Origin of the sequence: Vibrio sp. 10N.222.55.C7, from assembly GCF_041473335.1 — a bacterium.
In the GTDB taxonomy this organism is placed as follows: Bacteria; Pseudomonadota; Gammaproteobacteria; order Enterobacterales; family Vibrionaceae; genus Vibrio; species Vibrio crassostreae_C.
Genome location: NZ_JBFRSC010000004.1, coordinates 18,259 through 40,001 on the forward strand (window position 1 = coordinate 18,259; position 21,743 = coordinate 40,001).

Consider the following 21,743-nt stretch of genomic DNA (forward strand, 5'->3'; position numbering starts at 1 on the left):
CTCGCTACTCGCTACTCGCTTAGTACGGATCTTCCGACCAACCATCGCTATCTGACATATCTGGTGCGCCAGCGATGCTGTTCTCTTCGTCTGCCCATTCACCGAAATCAATCATCTGACATTGCTTGCTGCAAAACGGGGGGTGCGGGCTTTGTTCGCCCCATTCAACGTCAGCATTACATTGAGGGCATTTAACGATGGTGATTTTCTTCGACATAGTGATTCTTAATTTGAAGGTGTAATAATAGTGAGTTTAGGCTCGAGTGAGGACTCAAGCCAAACTATAAAAGGAAATTAATTAGGTGCAGATTGCCAATTCAAATTCGATGTCTTGAGTACAGGCTTGCCCAGTTTCAAAGCTCATGAACTTAACAGCAAAGCGGTTCTTGTGACCGGAGATCATCGGGTAGGCACCGTATTGCATCGGAATAGAAAGACGAAGGATATTCGCTTCATCTGCATCGCTCTGGAAGAAGCCAGCACGAGCGATTTGCTCTTTGAAGTGACCCGTTTCTCTGGTGAGCTTCAACCACAGTGTTAGCGCTTCATACAGAGGCTGTAAGCTGTCCATCCAAGCTTTAGCATCTCGCATTCTCTTATCAAGAGGAAGGTGCAGCCAATAATGCAGTGCCGGTAAATCAAAGCAGCATGAGCCACCTGGAAGATTAAAGCGCTGGCGAATCGCACTCAGGAAGCGGTCTTCTTTAAGTGATTGGCCAAAACGTTCTGCCTGCATCAGATCACGATAGATGTTACCAATGTCATTAAGTAGTGATGTCAGCATCTCTTGATCGACACCTTCAACATCCAACCAGCTTTTGTAGGTTACACGTTGCTTCTCAATATCTTTTGCCAGTTCGCTCTTGAGTTGGATCTGTTCGAAGATTTCAATCAGATCAAAGATGGAACGGAAAAAGAGTTGATACTGTTGAGCATCAGAAAATGTAGAAGACAAGTGTAGCTGCCTCAAGAGTGATTCGACTCTTAAGTAGATGCGTGTTTTCTCATTTAGAGGATGTTCAAATTTATGGGTGATCATCGAGCAAACCTTCATTCAACATTGTTCTATTCTGACCCATCTACAGCACTGATTGCCAGATACTTTTGATGTAAATCTGTGATTTGAGGCAAAAGTTCTTGGTTTTTAGTATGGTTTTTAATCACGTCATCTGCAACTGCTAAGCGTTGTTCTCTTGAAGCCTGTGATTTTAAAATTGATGCAACTTGTTCCCTAGAAACATTGTCACGACTCATCGTACGTTCTATTTGAACTTCTGCTGGCACATCAACAATTAATACGCGATCGGCCATGCCTTGCATTTGGTTTTCCACCAATAGCGGTGCAACTAATAAACCATACGGGGATGTGATTTTAGACAGGTCACTGTCAATTTTGTCACGGATCATGGGATGAAGAAGATCATTGAGCCACTGCTTCTCTTTAGGATCAGAGAAGATCAGCTCACGCAGTCGACTTCGGTTGAGAGTTCCATCTTCAAGCAAGATAGACTCACCAAAGTGTTCTGTAATCTGTTTTAAACCGTCACTGCCCAGCGCAACCACTTCACGTGCCACGATATCAGCATCAACAATATCAATATTAAAATGCTCATTGAACAGGTTAGCGACCGTGGTTTTGCCACTGGCGATACCGCCGCTTAATCCGATAATGATTGCCATGGTTAAATTCCTAGTACAGAAGTGAAATACCAACCCATGATGTCGTTACCCCACATCAAGCTTACCCAACCCGCAATTGCAAGGTAAGGGCCAAATGGAAAGGCTTTATCTATGCCTTGCTGTTTCAGGCGAAGTTGAATTAAACCAAACACAAGGCCTACCAGCGAAGATAAAAGGATGATCATCGGTAGGTGTTGCCAACCAAGCCATGCACCAAGCGCAGCCAGGAGTTTGAAGTCACCGTAACCCATGCCTTCTTTACCTGTTAGCAGTTTGAACAACCAATAAACAGACCATAAAGCGAGGTAACCAGCCATTGCGCCAACCACGGAATCTTGCAGCGATACTGGGCCGATATTAAACAGTGCTAATGCGATACCGGACCATACCAAAGGCAAGGTGATTTGATCAGGCAACAACATGGTATCGAGATCGATAAAGGTCGCGGTAATCAGTGCGAAGGTGAAAAGAATCAAAGCAATGGCGTAGTAACTGAAACCAAAGTGGCTAGCAACCATTGTGCAAAGTATTGCTGTAAGCAGTTCGACCAAAGGGTAGCGAGCACTGATTGGATTAGCGCAGCTGTGGCACTTACCCTTTAAGAGCAACCAGCTTAACACTGGGATATTGTCGACGATTCTTAATTGGGTTTTGCATTTCGGGCAGGTTGAACGAGGAATGCTGAGATTGAACTTTCCCTCTGGCGCTGGAATTTTATATTGAGAGAAATATTCCGAGCACTCTTGTTGCCATTCGCGTTCCATCATAATCGGTAAACGGTGTATGACTACGTTGAGGAAGCTGCCGATAAGAAGGCTAAAAATGAAAGCTAATACGGGGAATAGCCAAGGATAGTAGTGAAATACTTCCATAGTGTCCTTTACCACTTAATCAAGGTGAGCAGAGATTGCTGCTCATGGGTGTTTAGTTGCTTTAACTATCCTAACACACTCATAAGATTAAAGATCGGTAAGTACATCGCAACCACAAGTCCACCAACAACGGTGCCTAAAAACACGATGATCAGTGGCTCTAGAATCTTGCCTAAATTGTCGACGGTGTTGTCTACTTCAAACTCGTAAATCGAGGCTACTTTATTGAGCATATCATCAAGGTTTCCTGACTCTTCACCAATCATGACCATCTGTAAAACCATCTCCGGAAAGGCATTGGTATTGCGCATTGCAATGTACATCGGCATGCCTGCGGCAGTCTCACGGTGAACCTCGATGATTGCCGCTTCATAATGCAAATTACCCGCCGTTTTCGCCGTGGTTTTCAGGCTCGTTAAGATAGGGATCCCAGAACTAAAGCTGGTTGATAGCGTCCGGCTGAACTTTGCAATTGATGCCTTAGTGATGACAGCACCCAAGATAGGAAAGCGTAAACCAAGACGACTGGTTGAAAGTCGAATCGAATAAGATCGCTGACGCAGTTGCTGAATGGATAGGAATAATAAACCAATACCGATAGCAGTATAGAAACTGTAGGCCTGCATCCAATGGGAAAGATAAAGCACTTGTTGAGTGAACCAAGGCAAGTCTGCTCCGAAACCAGAAAACATCGATTCAAATTCCGGGATGACCATGGTTAGCATTAGGTAGGAGACAGTTAGTGCAACAATGACCACCATCGCTGGGTAGATCAGTGCTTTTATAACCTTAGACTTTAACTGTTCACTCTTTTCTCGATAAGTTGCCAAGCGTTCGAATACTTGCGCTAGATTACCGGAAAGTTCGCCTGTCGCGACCAAGTCAGTATAGAGGTCATCAAAGTGACGGCTTGCGGTTCGCATCGCTTTTGATATTGGCGTTCCGGCTTCTACGCCTTTGCAGATGTGCGATAAAATCGATTTCATTTCAGCTTTACGGTGGTTGTCTGATACCAACTTGATGGCTTGCACGATAGGCACCCCCGTAGCCAGCATGGTCGCTAGCTGCCTAGTCAAAATAGTGATGTCTTTGGCTTTGACTCTATGGGTTAAACGAGTGACGGCTGAAATACTTTTCTTTTTGATTTTCTTAATCTGAATGTGCTGCTCTTTGAGCTTTTCTCGTACTTCCAATTCGGTGAGCGCTAAGGTCTGCCCAGACACTTTCTTGCCGGAACTATTAATGCCTTTCCAGTGATAGCTTTTTAGTTGTGATTGTTTGGACTTGCTACTCATTGGTGATCCATTAGTTTATATGTACAGAACACGTTGCAGTTCTTGATAGCTGGTGGTGCCTTCAAGCAATTTATCTAGCCCCGACTCTTGCAGAGTTCTCATGCCTTCTCGACGTGCCAAGTTTTCAATGGCTAACGCGTTAGGTTTGTCGATTAGGTTGCTTTTCAGTTGATCGCTAAACGGCATCACTTCATAGATACCCACTCGACCCGAATAACCCTGGTTACACTCATTGCAACCTTGAGGACTCGCTTTGTAGATGGTTTGGCTGTTAGGAATCGAGTGACGCAGAAATATGTCTGGCGAGTCGTCACTTTCTTTACAATGGTTACACAACCGCCTTGCCAGTCGTTGGGCGATAATCAAACTCAATGATGAAGCGAGGTTAAAGGGCTCGATTCCCATATGAGCAAGCCGGGTCACGGTTTCTGCGGCGGAGTTCGTGTGCAGTGTTGAAAGGACCAAGTGACCCGTTTGCGATGCTTTGATCGCGATCTCTGCTGTTTCCAAGTCGCGGATCTCTCCAACCATTACAACATCAGGATCTTGTCGCAAAAATGATCGAAGTGCTTCAGCAAACCCAAAGCCGATCTTAGGTGTTACTTGTACTTGATTGATACCACACAGGTTAATCTCCACTGGGTCTTCAGCTGTTGAGATGTTGCGTTCAGTAGTGTTGAGCACTCGAAGGCCAGTATAAAGGGAGACGGTTTTTCCGCTGCCTGTGGGCCCGGTCATTAAGATCATCCCTTGTGGGCGTTTCAATGCATTAAGGTAGAGTGCTTTTTGATCTTCGCTATAACCTAACTTATCGATATCTAAATTAGCAGCGCTGCTATCGAGTAGCCTCAGTACAATTTTCTCACCCCACAAGGTTGGTAATGTGGAGACTCGCATATCTATCGCCAAGTCGTCATTTAGACGCAGTTTAATACGACCGTCTTGAGGCAGGCGACGTTCAGCGATATCAAGCTTGGCGAGAATCTTTAAACGAGCTGATAGACGACGACTTAAGTGAGAGGCGGGTTGTTGGATCTCGACAAGGATGCCATCACAACGCAGTCGTACTCGGTAGTGTTCCTCGTAAGGTTCAAAATGGATATCTGATGCACCTTTACGCACCGCATCAACCAGTATCTGATTGATAAAGCGGCTGACAGGTGAATCGTCTTGGCTGAGGTCTTCAATCGACGCTATCTCATCGTCAGACACCTCAACGAGATTAGCGAGTTCGTCTTGGGTGATCTCTTTGCGTTTCGAATCTTGCCCTGAAATAGAACGGCCATACAGCTTGCGTATTGCGCCTTCTAATTCGGAGTAGTTGGCGACAACCAATTCAATCTGTAATCCGGTTGCGAATCGAAAGTCATCTTCAGCCTGTAAATTCGTAGGGTCGGCAGAAGCGAGTGTGAGAGTTGAGCTAGAAACTGAAATTGGAATAGCACGATACTTGGTAATTAGTTCACGAAGTCCTAATTGTTCACACAGGGATTCGTAGTCAGTATTGGCTAATCGTACTAACGGTAAGCCGAAGATGGTTTTAATGTTGTTTGCTAAGGAATCGCTGCTGAAGAAATTCAGAGCGAGTAAAGCTTCAGGTGTAGAAACAGCTGAAGCATGTACATGTTCCGCAACGGCTTGTTCTTGAGTCAGACTAAGTAGATTAGCCTGACGTAGAACCGTGGGGAGGTTGGTTAGCATTATTTGACAGGACACCAATCAGAGGCATTAACATTATTATCTGTATCTGAACATTCGACAGTCCAACTAATTCCGCTAGTATCTTTATTTGAAGTCAAGGTTACTTTTGCAGAAGTAGGTAGTGATCCTTTACTGCCTGATACTGCAGATTCAACTATAGCGGCCCCACCACTTAATTTTGCTAGAACTTCAAAACCTGTAAATATTTGTTTTGCTGGAACGCCACTGTTACCGGAAGTACAACTGGCTGCTGATATGCTATCAGATAGACAAAGGCCAACAGCTGTTTTCATGGCAGATGACGCGTTTAACATATCACTCGCATGAGCTCTCATCGTATAGTTTTGATAAGCAGGCACTGCAAAAGCCGACAAAATTCCAATGATCGCCACCACGATCATCAATTCAATTAACGTAAAGCCTTTCTGACTTGTTCTTTTGTTTTTCATTGTTCTATTCCATTGTTTAGTTTGTTTCAGCGCAAGCACTGGTTGATGGAAAGAATAGAAGTTGAGATGGGGTAGTGGAATGGTGTTCAGGCGCGGTCGCGAGTGGTTTGGTGTTTATTGGTGTAGTGTTTCATATAGCAGGCAAAATTATGCGATCAGCTTAAATAACTGCTTGAAATATTGATAATTCAGGCAATAAAAAAGGCACCGTTATTAACAGTACCTTTACAGAAATTATTTATTATTCAGTCAATTACGCTTTGAATCTCATTGATAGATCCATTGCTTTCAGGTGCTTAGTTAGTGCACCTACCGAGATGTAATCAACACCCGTTTCAGCAAATTCTGCGATGGTGTCTAGTGTCACGTTACCAGAGTTTTCTAGTGCAGCACGACCCGCGTTAATCTTAACTGCTTCACGCATCATGTCCGTAGTGAAGTTGTCTAGCATGATGATGTCTGCGCCAGCGTTGATAGCTTGCTCTAGCTCTTCTAGGCTCTCAGTTTCCACTTCTACAGGCTTACCCGGGTTTAGCTCTTTTGCTGTTGAAATAGCTTTTTCAATACCGCCACATGCGATGATGTGGTTTTCTTTAATTAGGTAGGCATCGAAAACACCGATACGGTGGTTGAAACCGCCACCACAAGCCACCGCGTATTTCAGTGCACTGCGTAGGCCAGGGATGGTTTTACGCGTATCCAACAGGCGGCATTCAGTGTGTTTAATTTTGTCTGCGTAGATAGCGGTCGTAGTCGCACAACCAGATAGCGTTTGAATGAAGTTCATTGCATTGCGCTCACCCGTTAATAGCGCGCGTGCTGGGCCTGTTAGCGTGCAAAGCGTTTGGTTTGGTTCAACCTTGTCGCCATCTTCTACGTTCCACTCGATAGTCACTTCACCGCCCAGTTGCTTAAACACTTCATCAGCCCAAGCTTTACCGCAGAACACGCCGTGCTCACGGGTAATGATGGTTGCACTGTTGATTGCGTCTGCAGGGATTAGACTTGCCGTAATATCAGCCGCTGGATCTAACGTACCACCTAGATCTTCTTTGATAGTCTCGGCTACTGCACGAGTGATCTCTAGAGGCAGTTGCTCTTTTAAGTAGTCAAGGCGTTGGTGGCTGTTATGTGTATTTTTCATCGCAAATCTAATCTTGAAAGGGAGTGGGAATGGAATGATACTCTTGCTTAACTTCAAATTAAAGAGGCTAGCGCGACTGCTCTATGGGCAAGGTCACATCTTATTGTGCTAGCAGAAAAGAAAGTGAGACCAAGATGACGATCAGCTCCAACGGATGGTACGACAACGCTCGGCATGTTCCTTCTCCGTATTTTGATGCTCGACCGAGTGCCGACGATATCTCTCTGCTGGTGGTTCACAACATTAGCTTGCCTCCGGGTCAATTTGGTGGGCCTTACATAGAACTGTTTTTTACGGGCAAACTCGACCCGAAGGAACACCCGTTTTTTAAGGTGATTCACCAAATGGGCGTGTCGGCGCACTGTTTGATTCGTCGCGATGGGGAAGTGGTGCAGTTCGTTTCTTTCTTAGACCGAGCTTGGCATGCTGGCCAGTCGAGTTTTGCAGGGCGTGAAAGGTGCAATGATTACTCTATTGGTATTGAACTGGAAGGTAGTGACTTTGTAGCTTATAGCGAGCAGCAGTATCAAGCGCTTAGCCAATTAACAGAAACGCTCGTATCGACGTTTCCTCAAATCACCAGTGAGCGTATCACTGGCCATCAATATATAGCGCCTTTGCGTAAAACTGACCCTGGCTTGGTGTTTGATTGGCAGAAGTTTAAAAAAAATCTCAAAGCTTAAGCCTCAGTTTTTGACGATGGGCTTACCGCTGGTGGGCGTTGAATAGTCAACGCCTGGCATAATGACTTGTGAATTTTTGTTGTTGCGATGTAAAGAAAGTGGTGGAGAGAAGCGCATCAATTAATTGAGAGTGTGACGAACTTATCAAACACTCATTTATTAAAACTTATGAACAGAATTTCCACCCTAAATGTGCGCTTGGTTCGATTTTTAAACGAGTGACACTAATCTTTCTGAAACAATTCATTTTTATCCTGAAACTTTCTAGCACGAACACTCCCCAAAAGTATTACCCCTGTAAATGGTAAGACCAATTTGGTTGCTGTTTTAAATTTCATTTGTTAAATCATGGTTAATTCACGCTGTATTCTATGATGCAGGTCAATTTTAGGCTGGACAGTGGCGTTTTAATTATGTTAATTTCTGCCCAACTTAAAATTGGTATTACCAATTGTCAGCGAAGAAAAAGAAGAACAACAAACTATGGCTTATCAAAGGATTCGTCAGCCAAAACTCTCCGATGTTATCGAACAAGAGTTAGAAAGGTTGATAGTGGAAGGAACACTGGCTCCAGGGCAGCAGCTGCCGCCTGAGCGCGAACTGGCGAAACAGTTCGATGTGTCTCGTCCTTCGATCCGAGAAGCGATACAACGTTTAGAAGCAAAACGCTTGCTTACTCGCCGTCAAGGTGGAGGTACGTTTGTTAGCGAAAATATCTGGAAAAGCTTTTCAGATCCTTTGCTTAATTTGTTGTCGTCCCATTCTGAAACCCAACTAGACTTGTTGGAATCGCGTCATGCGATGGAAGGGATTTCGGCTTACTTCGCGGCATTGCGTGGAACTGATGAAGACTTTGCTCGAATTCAAGCATGCCAAGAAAAAATTCGCGGTGCGCAAGATAAGGTTGATATTGAAGCCGAATCTGCAGCGGTGATGGCTTTTCTTATTGCTTTAACAGAGGCAGCGCACAATGTGGTGTTATTGCACATTGTTCGTAGTTTGGCTCCGTTACTCGAACAAAACGTCTTAGAAAATTTAAAGCTGTTGCATCGTCGTAAAGACGTTGTGGAGAAAGTGAGTATACATCGAGCTAACATTGTGGATGCGATCGTTTCAGGACAGCCAGAACAGGCACGTGAAATGTCACACTCTCATTTAGCTTACATCGAAGAAACATTGATGGATTTGACCAAAGAAGAGTCGCGCCGCGAACGTTCTTTACGTCGAATTCAACAGGGTAAATAGCCGTAATACTTCGGCTATTTACGTGTTTAGTAGAATCCAACTAACAAAAAGGATAGATCGCCATGTCTGACATGAAGCATGACGTTGATGCTCTGGAAACTCAAGATTGGTTAGAAGCTCTTGAGTCAGTAGTACGTGAAGAAGGTGTAGAACGTGCACAGTTTTTACTAGAACAAGTTCTAGATAAAGCGCGTTTAGATGGTGTTGATATGGCTACAGGCATCAACACAAACTACATCAACACAATTCCAGCAGCACAAGAGCCAGCTTACCCTGGTGACGTAACTCTTGAGCGTCGTATTCGTTCGATTATTCGCTGGAACGCAATCATGATCGTATTGCGTGCTTCTAAGAAAGACCTAGACCTTGGTGGTCACATGGCTTCTTACCAGTCAGCAGCAGCGTTCTACGAAGTATGTTTCAACCACTTCTTCCGTGCTCCAAACGAGACAGACGGTGGCGATCTAGTTTACTACCAAGGTCACATCTCTCCTGGTATCTACTCTCGTGCATTCGTTGAAGGTCGTCTAACTGAAGAACAGCTAGATAACTTCCGTCAAGAAGTTGATGGTAAAGGTATCCCTTCTTACCCGCACCCGAAACTGATGCCTGAGTTCTGGCAGTTCCCGACAGTATCTATGGGTCTTGGCCCTATCTCTGCTATCTACCAAGCGCGCTTCCTTAAGTACCTTGACGGCCGTGGCCTGAAAGAAACTTCAGCGCAACGCGTATACGCGTTCCTAGGTGACGGTGAGATGGATGAGCCAGAATCACGTGGTGCTATCTCTTTCGCTGCGCGTGAGAAGCTAGACAACCTATGTTTCCTAATCAACTGTAACCTACAGCGTCTAGACGGCCCTGTAATGGGTAACGGTAGCATCATCCAAGAACTTGAAGGCCTATTCAAAGGCGCAGGTTGGAACGTTGTTAAAGTTATCTGGGGTAGCAACTGGGATTCTCTACTAGCTAAAGACACTACTGGTAAGCTTCTTCAACTAATGAATGAAACTATCGATGGTGACTACCAAACATTCAAATCTAAAGATGGCGCATACGTACGTGAGCACTTCTTTGGTAAGTACCCAGAAACAGCTGCACTAGTTGCAGACATGACTGATGACGAAATCTTCGCTCTTAAGCGTGGTGGTCACGATTCTTCTAAACTGTTTGCTGCATTCAACAATGCAAAAGAGACAAACGGCAAGCCAACTGTAATCCTAGCTAAGACTGTTAAAGGTTACGGCATGGGTGATGCAGCTGAAGGTAAGAACATTGCACACGGTGTTAAGAAAATGGACATGACTCATGTTCAACACCTACGTGATCGCCTAGGCCTAGAAGACATCCTTTCAGATGAGAAGATCGCTGAACTTCCTTACCTGAAACTGGAAGAAGGTACGCCTGAGTACGAATACATGCACGCTCGTCGTAACGCTCTACACGGTTACACACCTGCACGTCTTCCTAAGTTTACTCAAGAGTTCAAGGTTCCTGAGCTAGACGCATTCGCACCTCTACTAGGTGAACAGAAGCGTGATATCTCTACAACTATGGCTTATGTACGTACGCTAAACATCCTTCTTAAAGATAAGAACATTGGTAAGAACATCGTTCCTATCATCTGTGATGAAGCTCGTACATTTGGTATGGAAGGTCTATTCCGTCAGGTTGGTATCTACAACCCACACGGTCAAGAATACACACCTGAAGATAAAGGCATCGTTTCTTACTACAAAGAAGCAACGTCTGGTCAAGTTCTTCAAGAAGGTATCAACGAACTAGGTTCTATGGCTTCATGGGTTGCTGCTGCAACTTCATACAGCACAAACGATCTACCGATGATCCCGTTCTACATCTACTACTCAATGTTCGGTTTCCAACGTATTGGTGACATGGCATGGCTAGCAGGCGACCAACAAGCTCGTGGCTTCCTACTAGGTGCTACTGCAGGTCGTACAACACTGAACGGTGAAGGTCTACAGCACGAAGATGGTCACTCGCACATCCAAGCGAACACTATCCCTAACTGTATCTCTTACGACCCAACGTTCGCTTACGAGCTAGCGGTAATCATGCAAGACGGTATCCGTCGCATGTACGGTCCTGAGCAAGAGAACGTTTACTACTACCTAACAGTAATGAACGAGAACTACGCAATGCCAGCAATGCCAGAAGGCGCTGAAGAAGGCATCCGTAAAGGTATCTACAAGCTTGAATCTCACGCTGGTGCTAAGGGCAAAGTTCAACTAATGAGCTCTGGTACTATCATGAACGAAGCGCGTAAAGCGGCTGAAATTCTAAGCGAAGAGTACGGCGTAGCATCTGACGTATTCTCAGTAACGTCGTTCAACGAACTAACTCGTGACGGCCAAGCGGTAGAGCGTGACAACATGCTTCACCCAGAAGCTGAAGAGAAAGTACCGTACATCACGACTGTTCTTGGTAAAGAACCTGCAATCGCAGTGACTGACTACATGAAGAACTACGCTGAGCAAGTACGTGCGTACATGCCAACTGAGTCTTACAAAGTACTTGGTACAGATGGTTTCGGCCGCTCTGACAGCCGTGCAAACCTACGTCGTCACTTCGAAGTTAACGCTGGCTACATCGTAGTTGCAGCTCTAACTGAACTGGCTAAACGTGGTGACATCGAGAAATCAGTAGTTGTTGAAGCAATTGCTAAGTTCGATATCGACACTGAAAAAACTAACCCGCAATACGCATAAGACTGGCATTAAGGTAGGTAAATACAATGACAATCGAAATTAATGTACCAGACATCGGTGCTGACGAGGTTGAAGTAACTGAGATTCTTGTAAACGTTGGTGACAAGGTTGAAGAAGAGCAGTCACTGATCACTGTTGAAGGCGACAAAGCTTCAATGGAAGTTCCAGCGTCTCAAGCGGGTATCGTTAAAGAAATCAAAGTAGCGGAAGGCGATTCAGTTTCTACTGGTTCTCTTATCATGATCTTTGAAGAGGCAGGCTCTCCTGCGGAAGGTGCTGCTGCAGCTCCTGCAGCGGCGGCTGAGCTTAAAGAAGTTCACGTACCAGACATCGGCGGTGATGAAGTTGAAGTAACTGAAATCATGGTAGCTATCGGTGACGCAGTAGAAGAAGAGCAATCTCTTCTTACTGTTGAAGGTGACAAGGCTTCAATGGAAGTACCTGCACCATTCGCTGGTATCGTTAAAGAAATCAAGATCGCTTCTGGTGATTCAGTATCTACTGGTTCTCTAGTGATGGTATTTGAAGTGGCAGGTTCTGGCGCTCCAGTTGCAGCAGCTCCTGCTCCAGCGGCGGCACCAGTTGCAGCGGCTCCAGCAGCATCTGCTGAGAAAGAAGTGAACGTTCCTGATATCGGTGGTGACGAAGTAGAAGTTACTGAAATCATGGTAGCGGTTGGCGATACAGTAGAAGAAGAGCAATCTCTAATTACTGTTGAAGGCGACAAAGCTTCAATGGAAGTGCCTGCACCATTCGCTGGTACAGTAAAAGAGATCAAGATTGCAGCTGGTGACAAAGTGTCAACTGGCTCTCTAATCATGACTTTCGTTGTGGAAGGCGCAGCTCCAGTAGCAGTAGTGGCTTCCGCTCCAGCACAAGCAGCAGCTCCGGCGGCGGCACCTGCTCCTAAAGCAGAAGCACCTGCAGCAGCTGGCGACTTCCAAGAGAACGGTGACTACGCGCACGCTTCTCCAGTAGTTCGTCGTCTAGCTCGTGAATTTGGCGTTAACCTTTCTAAGGTTAAAGGTACTGGTCGTAAGAGCCGTATCCTTAAAGAAGACGTTCAGTCTTACGTTAAAGATGCACTTAAGCGTCTTGAGTCTGGTGCAGCTGCATCTGGCAAAGGCGGCGACGGTTCTGCTCTTGGTCTACTACCATGGCCAAAAGTTGACTTCAGCAAGTTCGGCGAAACTGAAGTTCAGAAGCTTTCTAAGATTAAGAAGATCTCTGGTGCTAACCTGCACCGTAACTGGGTAATGATCCCTCACGTTACACAATGGGACAACGCAGACATCACTGAGCTAGAAGCATTCCGTAAAGAACAGAACGCAATCGAAGCGAAGAAAGACACTGGCATGAAGATCACTCCACTTGTGTTCATCATGAAAGCTGTTGCTAAAGCGCTAGAAGCATTCCCAGCATTTAACTCTTCTCTTTCTGAAGATGGCGAAAGCATCATTCTTAAGAAGTACGTAAACGTGGGTATCGCTGTTGATACACCAAACGGTCTAGTTGTTCCTGTCTTCAAAGACGTGAACAAGAAAGGCATTTACGAGCTATCTGAAGAGCTAATGGCTGTTTCTAAGAAAGCACGTTCTGGTAAGCTAACAGCGGCAGACATGCAAGGCGGTTGTTTCACAATCTCTAGCCTTGGTGGTATTGGCGGTACTGCATTTACTCCAATCGTAAATGCTCCAGAAGTAGGTATCCTAGGTGTATCTAAGTCTGAAATTAAGCCAGTTTGGAATGGTAAAGAGTTCCAACCACGTCTACAGCTTCCACTGTCTCTATCATACGACCACCGTGTGATCGATGGTGCTGAAGGTGCACGCTTCATTACTTTCCTAAACAGCGCACTATCTGACATTCGTCGTCTAGTACTGTAATTGAGAAAGTAATTATTAAGGTGACTTTCGGGTCACCTTAATTCTTTATACAAAGACTATTTTTAGACAACAGTTTCCTGCATTTCTCATAATCTGATGGGGAATTGTTGTCTAGCTCACAGGCTAACTTAAAGCTACTTTCACACTGTTAACATCTCTGTAAAATGTTTCCTGTTTGAAAGCCCAATAATTTTAAGAACATCTACTCAGCCTGTTAGGGATAATGACTACAAGAGGTCACAATGAGCAAAGAAATTAAAGCCCAAGTTGTTGTACTTGGTTCAGGTCCTGCTGGTTACTCAGCGGCATTCCGTTGTGCGGATTTAGGTCTAGAAACAGTACTAGTTGAACGTTACAGCACTCTTGGTGGTGTATGTCTAAACGTTGGTTGTATTCCATCAAAAGCACTTCTTCACGTTTCTAAAGTAATCGAAGAAGCTAAAGCGATGGCAGAGCACGGCGTTGTATTCGGCGAGCCACAAACGGACATCAACAAGATCCGTATCTGGAAAGAAAAAGTAGTTGATCAACTAACTGGCGGTCTTGGCGGTATGGCTAAGATGCGTAACGTTACTGTTGTTAACGGTTTCGGTAAGTTCACTGGTCCTAACAGCATTCTTGTTGAAGGCGAAGGCGAAGCAACAACTGTTAACTTCGACAACGCAATCATTGCTGCGGGTTCTCGCCCAATCAAACTTCCTTTCATCCCACATGAAGACCCACGTATTTGGGATTCTACGGATGCACTAGAACTAAACGAAGTACCTGAAAAACTGCTTATCATGGGCGGCGGTATCATCGGTCTTGAGATGGGTACGGTTTACCACTCTCTAGGTTCTAAAGTTGAAGTTGTAGAGATGTTCGATCAAGTTATCCCTGCTGCGGATAAAGACATCGTTAAAGTTTTCACTAAGCGCATTAAGAACAAGTTCAAGCTAATGCTTGAAACTAAAGTGACTGCTGTTGAAGCAAAAGAAGACGGTATCTATGTTTCAATGGAAGGCAAAAAAGCACCAGCTGAAGCTGAACGCTACGATGCTGTTCTTGTTGCTATCGGTCGTGTTCCAAACGGTGCACTTATCGACGCTGAAAAAGCGGGTATCGAAGTTGATGAGCGTGGTTTCATCAATGTTGATAAGCAAATGCGTACTAACGTTCCTCACATCCACGCGATCGGTGACGTTGTTGGTCAACCAATGCTTGCTCACAAAGGTGTGCATGAAGGTCACGTAGCTGCTGAAGTTATCTCTGGTAAGAAGCACTACTTCGACCCTAAAGTAATCCCATCAATTGCGTACACTGAGCCAGAAGTTGCTTGGGTAGGTAAGACTGAGAAAGAAGCGAAAGCGGAAGGCATCAATTACGAAGTTGCTACTTTCCCTTGGGCTGCTTCTGGTCGTGCAATCGCTTCTGACTGTGCAGATGGCGTTACTAAGATGATCTTCGATAAAGATACTCATCGCGTAATCGGTGGTGCTGTTGTTGGTACTAACGGTGGTGAACTTCTTGGCGAAATCGGCCTAGCAATCGAAATGGGTTGTGATGCAGAAGATATCGCACTTACTATCCACGCTCACCCAACTCTACACGAGTCTGTTGGTCTAGCTGCGGAAGTATTCGAAGGTTCAATCACTGACCTTCCAAACAAGAAAGCAGTGAAAAAGAAGAAGTAATCCTTCTTTAGCCACTCGCTAATGTTTTTAAAAGCCGCTGATTCGTCAGCGGTTTTTTTATGTCTGAAGAAAAGAGCAGGAACGTTTCACTCCGAGATGCGAGTACGCTGCGCTTCGGGATGCGAAGAGACATTCCATTCTACAAAAAAGGGTTGGCCCATTAGGCCAACCCTTAAATTATTTACTCGAATCTACTTATAAATGCACAGCATGTTCAAGTAGCTATCCGTTAAGCTTGAAAGCTCTTCTGGCGTTTCTACACGTTTTGCTTGGATGAATAGCGAGTAGCAAATGCCGTGGAATAGATTGGCTAGATGTTTAGGATCGTGATCGTCACAAACTTCGCCACGTTCAATCGCTTTGCTAAACATGTTTTGTACTAACATTTGGTTAGTGCGGTTCGTTGTTACGAATAGCGGCCATACTTCATCACGAGTCGAAGCGCTCCATTCGAACCACACATTTAACCAATGGCTATCTTGAGCCACTAACGTCACCATTTCAGTCGCAATATTATGTAGGTTTTGTTTTGCGTGAATATCCAGATCGATATTGTCTGAAAGGAAGTTAGAGAATTGGCGTACAACGTGATTTAGTACTTCATCAACCAGATCTTCACGGGTAGGGAAGTAGTTAAATACAGTTGCGACAGACACCTGAGCGATGTCTGCAATATCAGCGTGTCCACCACGACCGATACCGCGGCGAGAGAATACCTCAAGAGCGATTTCCATCAATTGAAGTTTTCTTTTTAAAGGTGAAAGCCTAGTTCTAGGTCTCTTAGATATTGAGTCCATTTTATTTTCCTTGCCAACGAAATTTTTATATTAATGATTTTATTATTATTTAAGCCAAGATGAGTGTAATGGTGCATATGCGAATGGTCAATCCTTTCAGCTTGTTTTATAGACAGTTACATCAAACTTGATACATAAAGCGTGATCAGCATTGATGTGAAAGGAGACGAGTATTGGATAAGGCACCAGCGCACATTTCGTTGAGAATCTGACAGTAAATTCGAACCATAAGGTGGTGTGGGTATTTGAGCAGTGCTAGACTTACGCACAAAATTGAGCGACACAACTGACGAAACTGTCAACATTCGTCGCAATCACCAAATAGAATGAGAGCAGTATGAAGCATACAGTTGAAGTCATGATCTCTGAGCAAGAAGTTCAGGATCGAGTGAACGAACTAGGCAAACAGATCACGGAACACTACAATGGTAGTGAAGATCTAGTTTTAGTTGGCTTATTGCGTGGATCTTTTGTCTTTATGGCAGATCTTGCTCGTGCTATCGATTTAACTCACCAAGTTGATTTCATGACCGCGTCTAGCTACGGCAACGGCATGGAAAGCTCACGTGATGTTCGTATTTTGAAAGATCTTGATGATGATATCCAAGGTAAAGACGTTCTACTTGTAGAGGATATTATCGATACAGGTAACACGCTGACTAAAGTAAAAGAGATTCTGAGCCTACGTGGTCCTAAGTCTATCGAAATTTGTACGCTATTAGACAAGCCTTCTCGCCGTGAAGTGACTGTCGATACAAAATGGATTGGTTTTGAGATCCCAGACGAGTTTGTTGTTGGTGTTGGTATCGACTACGCACAAAAATATCGTCACCTACCGTACATCGGTAAGGTAGTACCTCAAGAGTAATCATTACGCTTGTGGTTTAGAAGTCATTAAAAAGCCCGCTTGATGCGGGCTTTTTGTATATATGACGGAATGGGTTAGCTTTGTTGACTAAGAAGAGGCGTCGTTAAGATCTTGTTTAATGCATCTAAGTGACTGTTCTCTAAAGTATCGTTACTTGAGCAACGTACGCCAAGGTCCTGTAGCTTGCCATCGCCAATACCATAAACCACACCATGGATTTCAACGTCTTGGCCACGCTCCCACGCATTTTGCATAATGGTTGAGTTACCTAGGTTATAAACCTGTTCTGCGACGTTAATTTCGCATAACTTGTCACCCCATTGCTCACGAGGAAGCCCCTCGATTTGCTTGCGGTATTTTAGGTAATTGTCACGGATGTGCAGTAACCAGTTGTTGATAAGACCAAGTTTAGGGTTATCAATCGCCGCGTTAACACCGCCACAACCGTAGTGACCACAGACAATAATGTGTTTCACTTTAAGCACATCTACTGCGTACTGAACAACAGATAGACAGTTTAGGTCTGTATGAACCACTTGGTTGGCCACGTTTCGGTGAACAAACAGTTCTCCAGAATATAAGCCAGTCAGGCGCTCGGCTGGAACTCGGCTATCTGAACAACCTATCCATAGAAAACCAGGGCTTTGACCCTCTTCAAGCGTTGTAAAATACTCAGGTCTTTCAGAGCGAATTTCTTCAGACCATTTGGAATTGTTCTCAAAAAGCTGTTTTATTTCTGGCATCTTGCTTCTTACATCCCTCAATTAAGATGCTTAACTATACACAATGTTACAAATTCAATCTCGTAAAAACTGCGTCAAAATTTACTCATCTGACGTGTTCTAGTACGGAAAATCATAAACTTAGCCCACTATCAATAATCCGGTTATAAGACATGAATAATGTGATTGAATTAACACTTTCTGAACACTTGATACATTTGCTAAAGTGATAAGGTTTGTCATTTCATCATCAGGAAGGTGTGTTTTGTTTGGAAGTCGTTTTACGGATATCAATCTCAAAGGGGATATGTTTGGCGGTGTAACTACAGCCATCATCTCGTTACCTTTAGCATTGGCATTTGGTGTTGCTTCTGGCGCGGGAGCTGAAGCTGGCTTGTGGGGCGCCATTATGGTTGGCCTATTTGCAGCATTGTTTGGCGGTTCGAGTAGTTTGATTTCTGAACCTACCGGCCCTATGACGGTGATCATGACTGCCGTAATGACGAGTATGGTTGCTAAATATCCTGAAACGGGTATGGCAATGACCTTTACTGTCGTGATGATGGCCGGTGCATTCCAGATATTACTTGGTACGTTAAAGCTAGGAAAATACGTCACTTTGATGCCATATAGCGTGATCTCCGGATTCATGTCGGGCATTGGCGTTATTCTGATTATCTTGCAGCTGTCTCCATTGTTAGGGCATGCCGCTCCATCCGGTGGTGTAATGGGCACGCTCTCTGCTTTACCTGATACGCTAGCAAACTTAAAAGTGAGTGAGCTATTTCTAGGTGCTCTGACACTCGGTATTCTTTTTGGCTTCCCCGCTAAGTATCGTAAGTATGTGCCTGCTCAACTGGTCGCGTTAGTGGCTGTAACGCTCTTGTCCGTCATTATTTTTGATACCGACTCTATTCGCCGTATTGGTGAAATCCCAGCTGGTTTACCTTCCCTCGTTATCCCTACGATCAGCGCTGAACAGTTTACTACTATGGTTATCGATGCCTTGGTGCTTGGTACATTAGGTTGTATTGATACGCTTTTGACCGCGGTTATCGGAGATTCATTGACTCGTAAAGAGCATGACTCAGACAAAGAGCTTCGTGGCCAAGGCATTGCCAATATGATCTCTGGCCTGTTTGGTGCACTACCTGGCGCGGGTGCCACTATGGGGACTGTAACCAATATTCAGGTGGGAGCGCGTTCTCCGCTTTCAGGTGTTATTCGAGCTTTAGTACTTGCGCTCGTGGTATTGGTTGCAGGTGGTTTAACAGAACCGATTCCTATGGCAGTGCTGGCTGGTATCGCGATGTATGTTGGTTTCAATATCCTAGATTGGAGCTTTATCCAGCGCGCGCACAAGGTTAGCTATGCCGGCATGGGCGTGATGTACGGCGTGATGCTATTGACTGTGTTTGTTGACTTGATTATTGCCGTTGGACTGGGTGTGTTTATCTCGAATATTCTGATTATTGAAAGATTAAGCCGAGAGCAAGCCAGACAAGTTAAGGCGATCAGTGATGGTGATGATGAAGACGATATCCCATGGACTGATAGCGAACGTCAGTTACTCGATAGTGCCAATGGTAAGGTGCTATTCTTCTACCTATCAGGGCCGATGATATTCAGCGTTTCAAAGGCGATTTCACGTCAGCACTCAAGTATCTCTGACTATGAAGCGATGATTCTAGACCTGACAGATGTGCCTATGATTGATGTCACTGTTGGCCTAGCGCTAGAGAATGCGATTAAAGATGCATTGGATGCGCAGTGTGAGGTGTATCTGCTGTGTCCTAATGAGAATACTCGTCAACAACTAGAGAAGTTCCACGTGATTGACCTAGTACCTGAATCCAACACTTATCGATTCAGATATGAAGCCCTGACGGCAGCAACAAGCTATGTCGACAGAGATGAGCATCAATTTGAGTCAGTTTAATTTTTCAGTAATAAGCTGATATGAATGACCTGATATGAATAATCTAATATGAATAAGCTATAGACGCTCACGTCAAGACTGATCATTAATGCCGTTAAGTGAATCACTTAGCGGCATTTTTATATTTATTGAACGTTGATTTAGTCTTCACGTAGCCAAGACGCTTATTTGTTTTCGAAAGAAACTCTCACACGATATTTGTATTAATCGTCAATCAACGATAAACTTGTTTGCAAAATGGCCGAGTTAACAAGTTTGGGTTAGTTTTCTGCTAGCTCGTTTTAAGCATTACTCTCTTCCTCAAGCTCGGTCGTCTACATCTTATCTATAGCAAATGGCAGTCTATCTCTATGTATGCATTAGAAATTGAGCAATTAAGAAAAACTTATGCTGGGGGCTTCGAGGCTCTTAAGGGCGTTAGTTTACAAGTAGAAAAAGGCGACTTTTACGCACTACTTGGTCCCAATGGTGCGGGTAAATCAACCACCATTGGTGTTATCTCTTCACTGGTAAATAAAACGTCAGGCAAGGTTAAAGTGTTCGGCTACGACATTGATACCGATCTGGAATTGGCGAAGCAAAACTTAGGCCTTGTGCCTCAAGAGTTTAACTTTAACCCGTTTGAAACCGTTGAACAGATCGTGCTGCAACAAGCGGGTTATTACGGCGTGCCAAAAGCATTAGCGAAAGAGCGAGCGAAAAAGTACCTATCTCAACTCGATCTGTGGGAAAAGCGTGGCGAACGCGCGCGTAACTTGTCTGGTGGTATGAAGCGTCGTTTGATGATCGCGCGTGCATTGATGCATGAACCTCATTTGTTGATCCTTGATGAACCGACAGCAGGCGTTGATATTGAACTACGTCGTTCAATGTGGGAATTCCTAAAAGAGATCAATGAGAAGCAGGGCATTACCATTATCTTGACCACGCACTACCTAGAAGAAGCAGAAATGCTGTGTCGCAACATTGGTATCATCAATCGCGGTGAGCTGATTGAGAACACAACAATGAAAGCGCTGTTGGGCAAATTGAGTGCTGAGACCTTTATTCTGGATCTGGAAGAGGGCACGACTGAACCTAAGCTTGAAGGCGTGAATAGCCAAGTGATGGTCAATGGCTCGCTAGAAATCGAAATCGACAAGAACCTAGGTTTGAATACCATCTTTGCTCAATTGAGCGAGCAACAGGTTAAAGTCCTCTCTATGCGTAACAAAGCAAACCGTCTAGAAGAGCTATTTGTGAGTATCGTCCGTGAGGGGAGTAAATAATATGTACAGCCTATATTGGACCGCTTTCTGCAGTTTGTTGACCAAAGAGATCAATCGCTTTACTCGTATCTGGGTGCAGACTCTGGTGCCGCCAGCGATTACCATGACGCTTTACTTCATCATCTTCGGTAACCTGATTGGTGCGCGTATTGGTGAAATGAACGGCTTTAGCTACATGGAATACATTGTTCCCGGTCTGATCATGATGTCGGTGATCACCAACTCATATTCCAACGTTGCTTCATCGTTCTTTAGTGCCAAGTTCCAGAAGAACATTGAAGAGCTGCTTGTAGCGCCTGTTCCTAACTACGTGATTATCGCCGGCTTCGTAATGGGTGGTGTGGTTCGTGGCTTGTTAGTGGGTACCATAGTAACCTTCGTGTCGTTGTTCTTTGTCGACTTACAAGTTGACCATTGGGGCGTGATCATTGCGACGGTATTTTTAACGTCGGTAGTATTCGCTTTGGGTGGCTTGATTAACGCGGTATTCGCACGCACGTTTGATGATATCTCTATTATCCCAACCTTTATCTTAACGCCGCTGACGTACCTTGGTGGTGTGTTCTACTCGATCAGTCTATTGCCTGAATTCTGGCAAGGTGTATCGAAGTTAAACCCTATCGTGTACATGGTTAACGCGTTCAGATATGGCTTCTTGGGTGTGTCTGATGTGGGGATCGTGACGTCGTTTGGCGTACTAGGTGTGTTTATCGTGCTGTTGTATGGCATTGCACACTACCTAGTGACAAAGGGTATTGGCTTACGTAGCTAACCTTTGGTTCATCTAAGTAACAG

General features: G+C 44.6%; 19 protein-coding genes. 9 read left to right on the plus strand and 10 right to left on the minus strand.

Going from position 1 to position 21,743, the window contains the following annotated elements; genetic code table 11:
* Positions 1–19: 19 nt before the first annotated feature.
* The 8 genes from yacG to nadC form a co-directional block, all read right to left on the minus strand.
* A complete protein-coding gene (gene yacG / locus AB4482_RS00855) occupies positions 20–217 on the minus strand; it encodes a DNA gyrase inhibitor YacG (RefSeq protein ID WP_372180395.1) in 198 nt (65 codons plus the stop codon).
* Between the two features lie 81 nt (positions 218–298).
* Entirely contained in the window at positions 299–1,039 is a 741-nt protein-coding gene (zapD, locus tag AB4482_RS00860; RefSeq protein ID WP_017063237.1) for a cell division protein ZapD, read from the minus strand.
* A 26-nt stretch (positions 1,040–1,065) separates the two neighbouring features.
* On the minus strand, positions 1,066–1,680 hold the full coding sequence (coaE, locus tag AB4482_RS00865) for a dephospho-CoA kinase (protein ID WP_048612337.1): 615 nt from the start codon (positions 1,678–1,680) through the stop codon (positions 1,066–1,068).
* Between the two features lie 2 nt (positions 1,681–1,682).
* A complete protein-coding gene (locus tag AB4482_RS00870; protein WP_017065897.1) occupies positions 1,683–2,552 on the minus strand; it encodes an A24 family peptidase in 870 nt (289 codons plus the stop codon).
* A gap of 65 nt (positions 2,553–2,617) precedes the next feature.
* Complete coding sequence (locus AB4482_RS00875) at positions 2,618–3,847, minus strand: type II secretion system F family protein (protein ID WP_372128456.1); 1,230 nt, start codon at positions 3,845–3,847, stop codon at positions 2,618–2,620.
* Between the two features lie 15 nt (positions 3,848–3,862).
* Complete coding sequence (gene pilB, locus AB4482_RS00880; protein WP_372128457.1) at positions 3,863–5,548, minus strand: type IV-A pilus assembly ATPase PilB; 1,686 nt, start codon at positions 5,546–5,548, stop codon at positions 3,863–3,865.
* Positions 5,548–5,997: a prepilin-type N-terminal cleavage/methylation domain-containing protein gene (locus AB4482_RS00885; RefSeq protein WP_108117542.1), complete on the minus strand. Its 450-nt coding sequence runs from the start codon at positions 5,995–5,997 to the stop codon at positions 5,548–5,550. Before AB4482_RS00885 ends, pilB begins: the two co-directional genes overlap by 1 nt.
* 253 nt (positions 5,998–6,250) lie before the next feature.
* Positions 6,251–7,141 carry a carboxylating nicotinate-nucleotide diphosphorylase gene (gene nadC / locus AB4482_RS00890; RefSeq protein WP_016790034.1) on the minus strand — a complete coding sequence of 297 codons (891 nt, stop codon included), beginning with the start codon at positions 7,139–7,141 and terminating at the stop codon, positions 6,251–6,253.
* 83 nt (positions 7,142–7,224) lie between these two features.
* Here nadC and ampD point away from each other — a divergent pair, with 83 nt between their 5' ends.
* From ampD to lpdA, 5 genes are all read left to right on the plus strand, one after another.
* Complete coding sequence (ampD, locus tag AB4482_RS00895; protein WP_017059444.1) at positions 7,225–7,824, plus strand: 1,6-anhydro-N-acetylmuramyl-L-alanine amidase AmpD; 600 nt, start codon at positions 7,225–7,227, stop codon at positions 7,822–7,824.
* 483 nt (positions 7,825–8,307) lie between these two features.
* Entirely contained in the window at positions 8,308–9,069 is a 762-nt protein-coding gene (gene pdhR, locus AB4482_RS00900) for a pyruvate dehydrogenase complex transcriptional repressor PdhR (protein ID WP_065584924.1), read from the plus strand.
* Positions 9,070–9,131: 62 nt separating this feature from the next.
* Complete coding sequence (aceE, locus tag AB4482_RS00905) at positions 9,132–11,795, plus strand: pyruvate dehydrogenase (acetyl-transferring), homodimeric type (protein ID WP_017059442.1); 2,664 nt, start codon at positions 9,132–9,134, stop codon at positions 11,793–11,795.
* 26 nt (positions 11,796–11,821) lie between these two features.
* Positions 11,822–13,681 carry a pyruvate dehydrogenase complex dihydrolipoyllysine-residue acetyltransferase gene (gene aceF, locus AB4482_RS00910; RefSeq protein WP_372128458.1) on the plus strand — a complete coding sequence of 620 codons (1,860 nt, stop codon included), beginning with the start codon at positions 11,822–11,824 and terminating at the stop codon, positions 13,679–13,681.
* A 242-nt stretch (positions 13,682–13,923) separates the two neighbouring features.
* A complete protein-coding gene (lpdA, locus tag AB4482_RS00915) occupies positions 13,924–15,354 on the plus strand; it encodes a dihydrolipoyl dehydrogenase (RefSeq protein ID WP_017059440.1) in 1,431 nt (476 codons plus the stop codon).
* Positions 15,355–15,545: 191 nt separating this feature from the next.
* Here the strand turns inward: lpdA and AB4482_RS00920 are convergent, their stop codons facing one another.
* Positions 15,546–16,151 (minus strand): LuxR/HapR/OpaR family quorum-sensing transcriptional regulator, encoded by a 606-nt coding sequence (locus AB4482_RS00920; protein WP_019824386.1) that lies wholly within the window; start codon positions 16,149–16,151, stop codon positions 15,546–15,548.
* 337 nt (positions 16,152–16,488) lie between these two features.
* On the opposite strand from AB4482_RS00920, the gene hpt reads away from it, so the two are divergent.
* Complete coding sequence (gene hpt, locus AB4482_RS00925) at positions 16,489–17,019, plus strand: hypoxanthine phosphoribosyltransferase (RefSeq protein WP_017059438.1); 531 nt, start codon at positions 16,489–16,491, stop codon at positions 17,017–17,019.
* Between the two features lie 74 nt (positions 17,020–17,093).
* Here the strand turns inward: hpt and can are convergent, their stop codons facing one another.
* The gene (can, locus tag AB4482_RS00930; RefSeq protein WP_017063246.1) at positions 17,094–17,762 is read right to left on the minus strand and encodes a carbonate dehydratase; all 669 of its coding nucleotides are present in this window, start codon (positions 17,760–17,762) and stop codon (positions 17,094–17,096) included.
* A 286-nt stretch (positions 17,763–18,048) separates the two neighbouring features.
* Here can and AB4482_RS00935 point away from each other — a divergent pair, with 286 nt between their 5' ends.
* From AB4482_RS00935 to AB4482_RS00945, 3 genes are all read left to right on the plus strand, one after another.
* Entirely contained in the window at positions 18,049–19,680 is a 1,632-nt protein-coding gene (locus AB4482_RS00935) for a SulP family inorganic anion transporter (RefSeq protein ID WP_372128475.1), read from the plus strand.
* Between the two features lie 350 nt (positions 19,681–20,030).
* Complete coding sequence (locus tag AB4482_RS00940) at positions 20,031–20,948, plus strand: ABC transporter ATP-binding protein (RefSeq protein WP_017059435.1); 918 nt, start codon at positions 20,031–20,033, stop codon at positions 20,946–20,948.
* Between the two features lies 1 nt (position 20,949).
* Complete coding sequence (locus AB4482_RS00945; RefSeq protein ID WP_010435987.1) at positions 20,950–21,720, plus strand: ABC transporter permease; 771 nt, start codon at positions 20,950–20,952, stop codon at positions 21,718–21,720.
* Positions 21,721–21,743: the final 23 nt, after the last annotated feature.

Excerpts from the sequence above, each read along its gene's own strand:
- AB4482_RS00940 (WP_017059435.1), top strand. The coding sequence starts at position 20,031 with ATGTATGCATTAGAAATTGAGCAATTAAGAAAAACTTATGCTGGGGGC.
- pdhR (WP_065584924.1), top strand. The coding sequence starts at position 8,308 with ATGGCTTATCAAAGGATTCGTCAGCCAAAACTCTCCGATGTTATCGAA.
- can (WP_017063246.1), bottom strand. The coding sequence starts at position 17,762 with ATGCCAGAAATAAAACAGCTTTTTGAGAACAATTCCAAATGGTCTGAA.
- aceF (WP_372128458.1), top strand. The coding sequence starts at position 11,822 with ATGACAATCGAAATTAATGTACCAGACATCGGTGCTGACGAGGTTGAA.
- AB4482_RS00920 (WP_019824386.1), bottom strand. The coding sequence starts at position 16,151 with ATGGACTCAATATCTAAGAGACCTAGAACTAGGCTTTCACCTTTAAAA.
- ampD (WP_017059444.1), top strand. The coding sequence starts at position 7,225 with ATGGGCAAGGTCACATCTTATTGTGCTAGCAGAAAAGAAAGTGAGACC.
- AB4482_RS00945 (WP_010435987.1), top strand. The coding sequence starts at position 20,950 with ATGTACAGCCTATATTGGACCGCTTTCTGCAGTTTGTTGACCAAAGAG.
- zapD (WP_017063237.1), bottom strand. The coding sequence starts at position 1,039 with ATGATCACCCATAAATTTGAACATCCTCTAAATGAGAAAACACGCATC.
- pilB (WP_372128457.1), bottom strand. The coding sequence starts at position 5,548 with ATGCTAACCAACCTCCCCACGGTTCTACGTCAGGCTAATCTACTTAGT.
- AB4482_RS00935 (WP_372128475.1), top strand. The coding sequence starts at position 18,049 with ATGTTTGGCGGTGTAACTACAGCCATCATCTCGTTACCTTTAGCATTG.
- yacG (WP_372180395.1), bottom strand. The coding sequence starts at position 217 with ATGTCGAAGAAAATCACCATCGTTAAATGCCCTCAATGTAATGCTGAC.
- AB4482_RS00885 (WP_108117542.1), bottom strand. The coding sequence starts at position 5,997 with ATGAAAAACAAAAGAACAAGTCAGAAAGGCTTTACGTTAATTGAATTG.
- coaE (WP_048612337.1), bottom strand. The coding sequence starts at position 1,680 with ATGGCAATCATTATCGGATTAAGCGGCGGTATCGCCAGTGGCAAAACC.
- aceE (WP_017059442.1), top strand. The coding sequence starts at position 9,132 with ATGTCTGACATGAAGCATGACGTTGATGCTCTGGAAACTCAAGATTGG.
- AB4482_RS00870 (WP_017065897.1), bottom strand. The coding sequence starts at position 2,552 with ATGGAAGTATTTCACTACTATCCTTGGCTATTCCCCGTATTAGCTTTC.
- hpt (WP_017059438.1), top strand. The coding sequence starts at position 16,489 with ATGAAGCATACAGTTGAAGTCATGATCTCTGAGCAAGAAGTTCAGGAT.
- lpdA (WP_017059440.1), top strand. The coding sequence starts at position 13,924 with ATGAGCAAAGAAATTAAAGCCCAAGTTGTTGTACTTGGTTCAGGTCCT.
- AB4482_RS00875 (WP_372128456.1), bottom strand. The coding sequence starts at position 3,847 with ATGAGTAGCAAGTCCAAACAATCACAACTAAAAAGCTATCACTGGAAA.
- nadC (WP_016790034.1), bottom strand. The coding sequence starts at position 7,141 with ATGAAAAATACACATAACAGCCACCAACGCCTTGACTACTTAAAAGAG.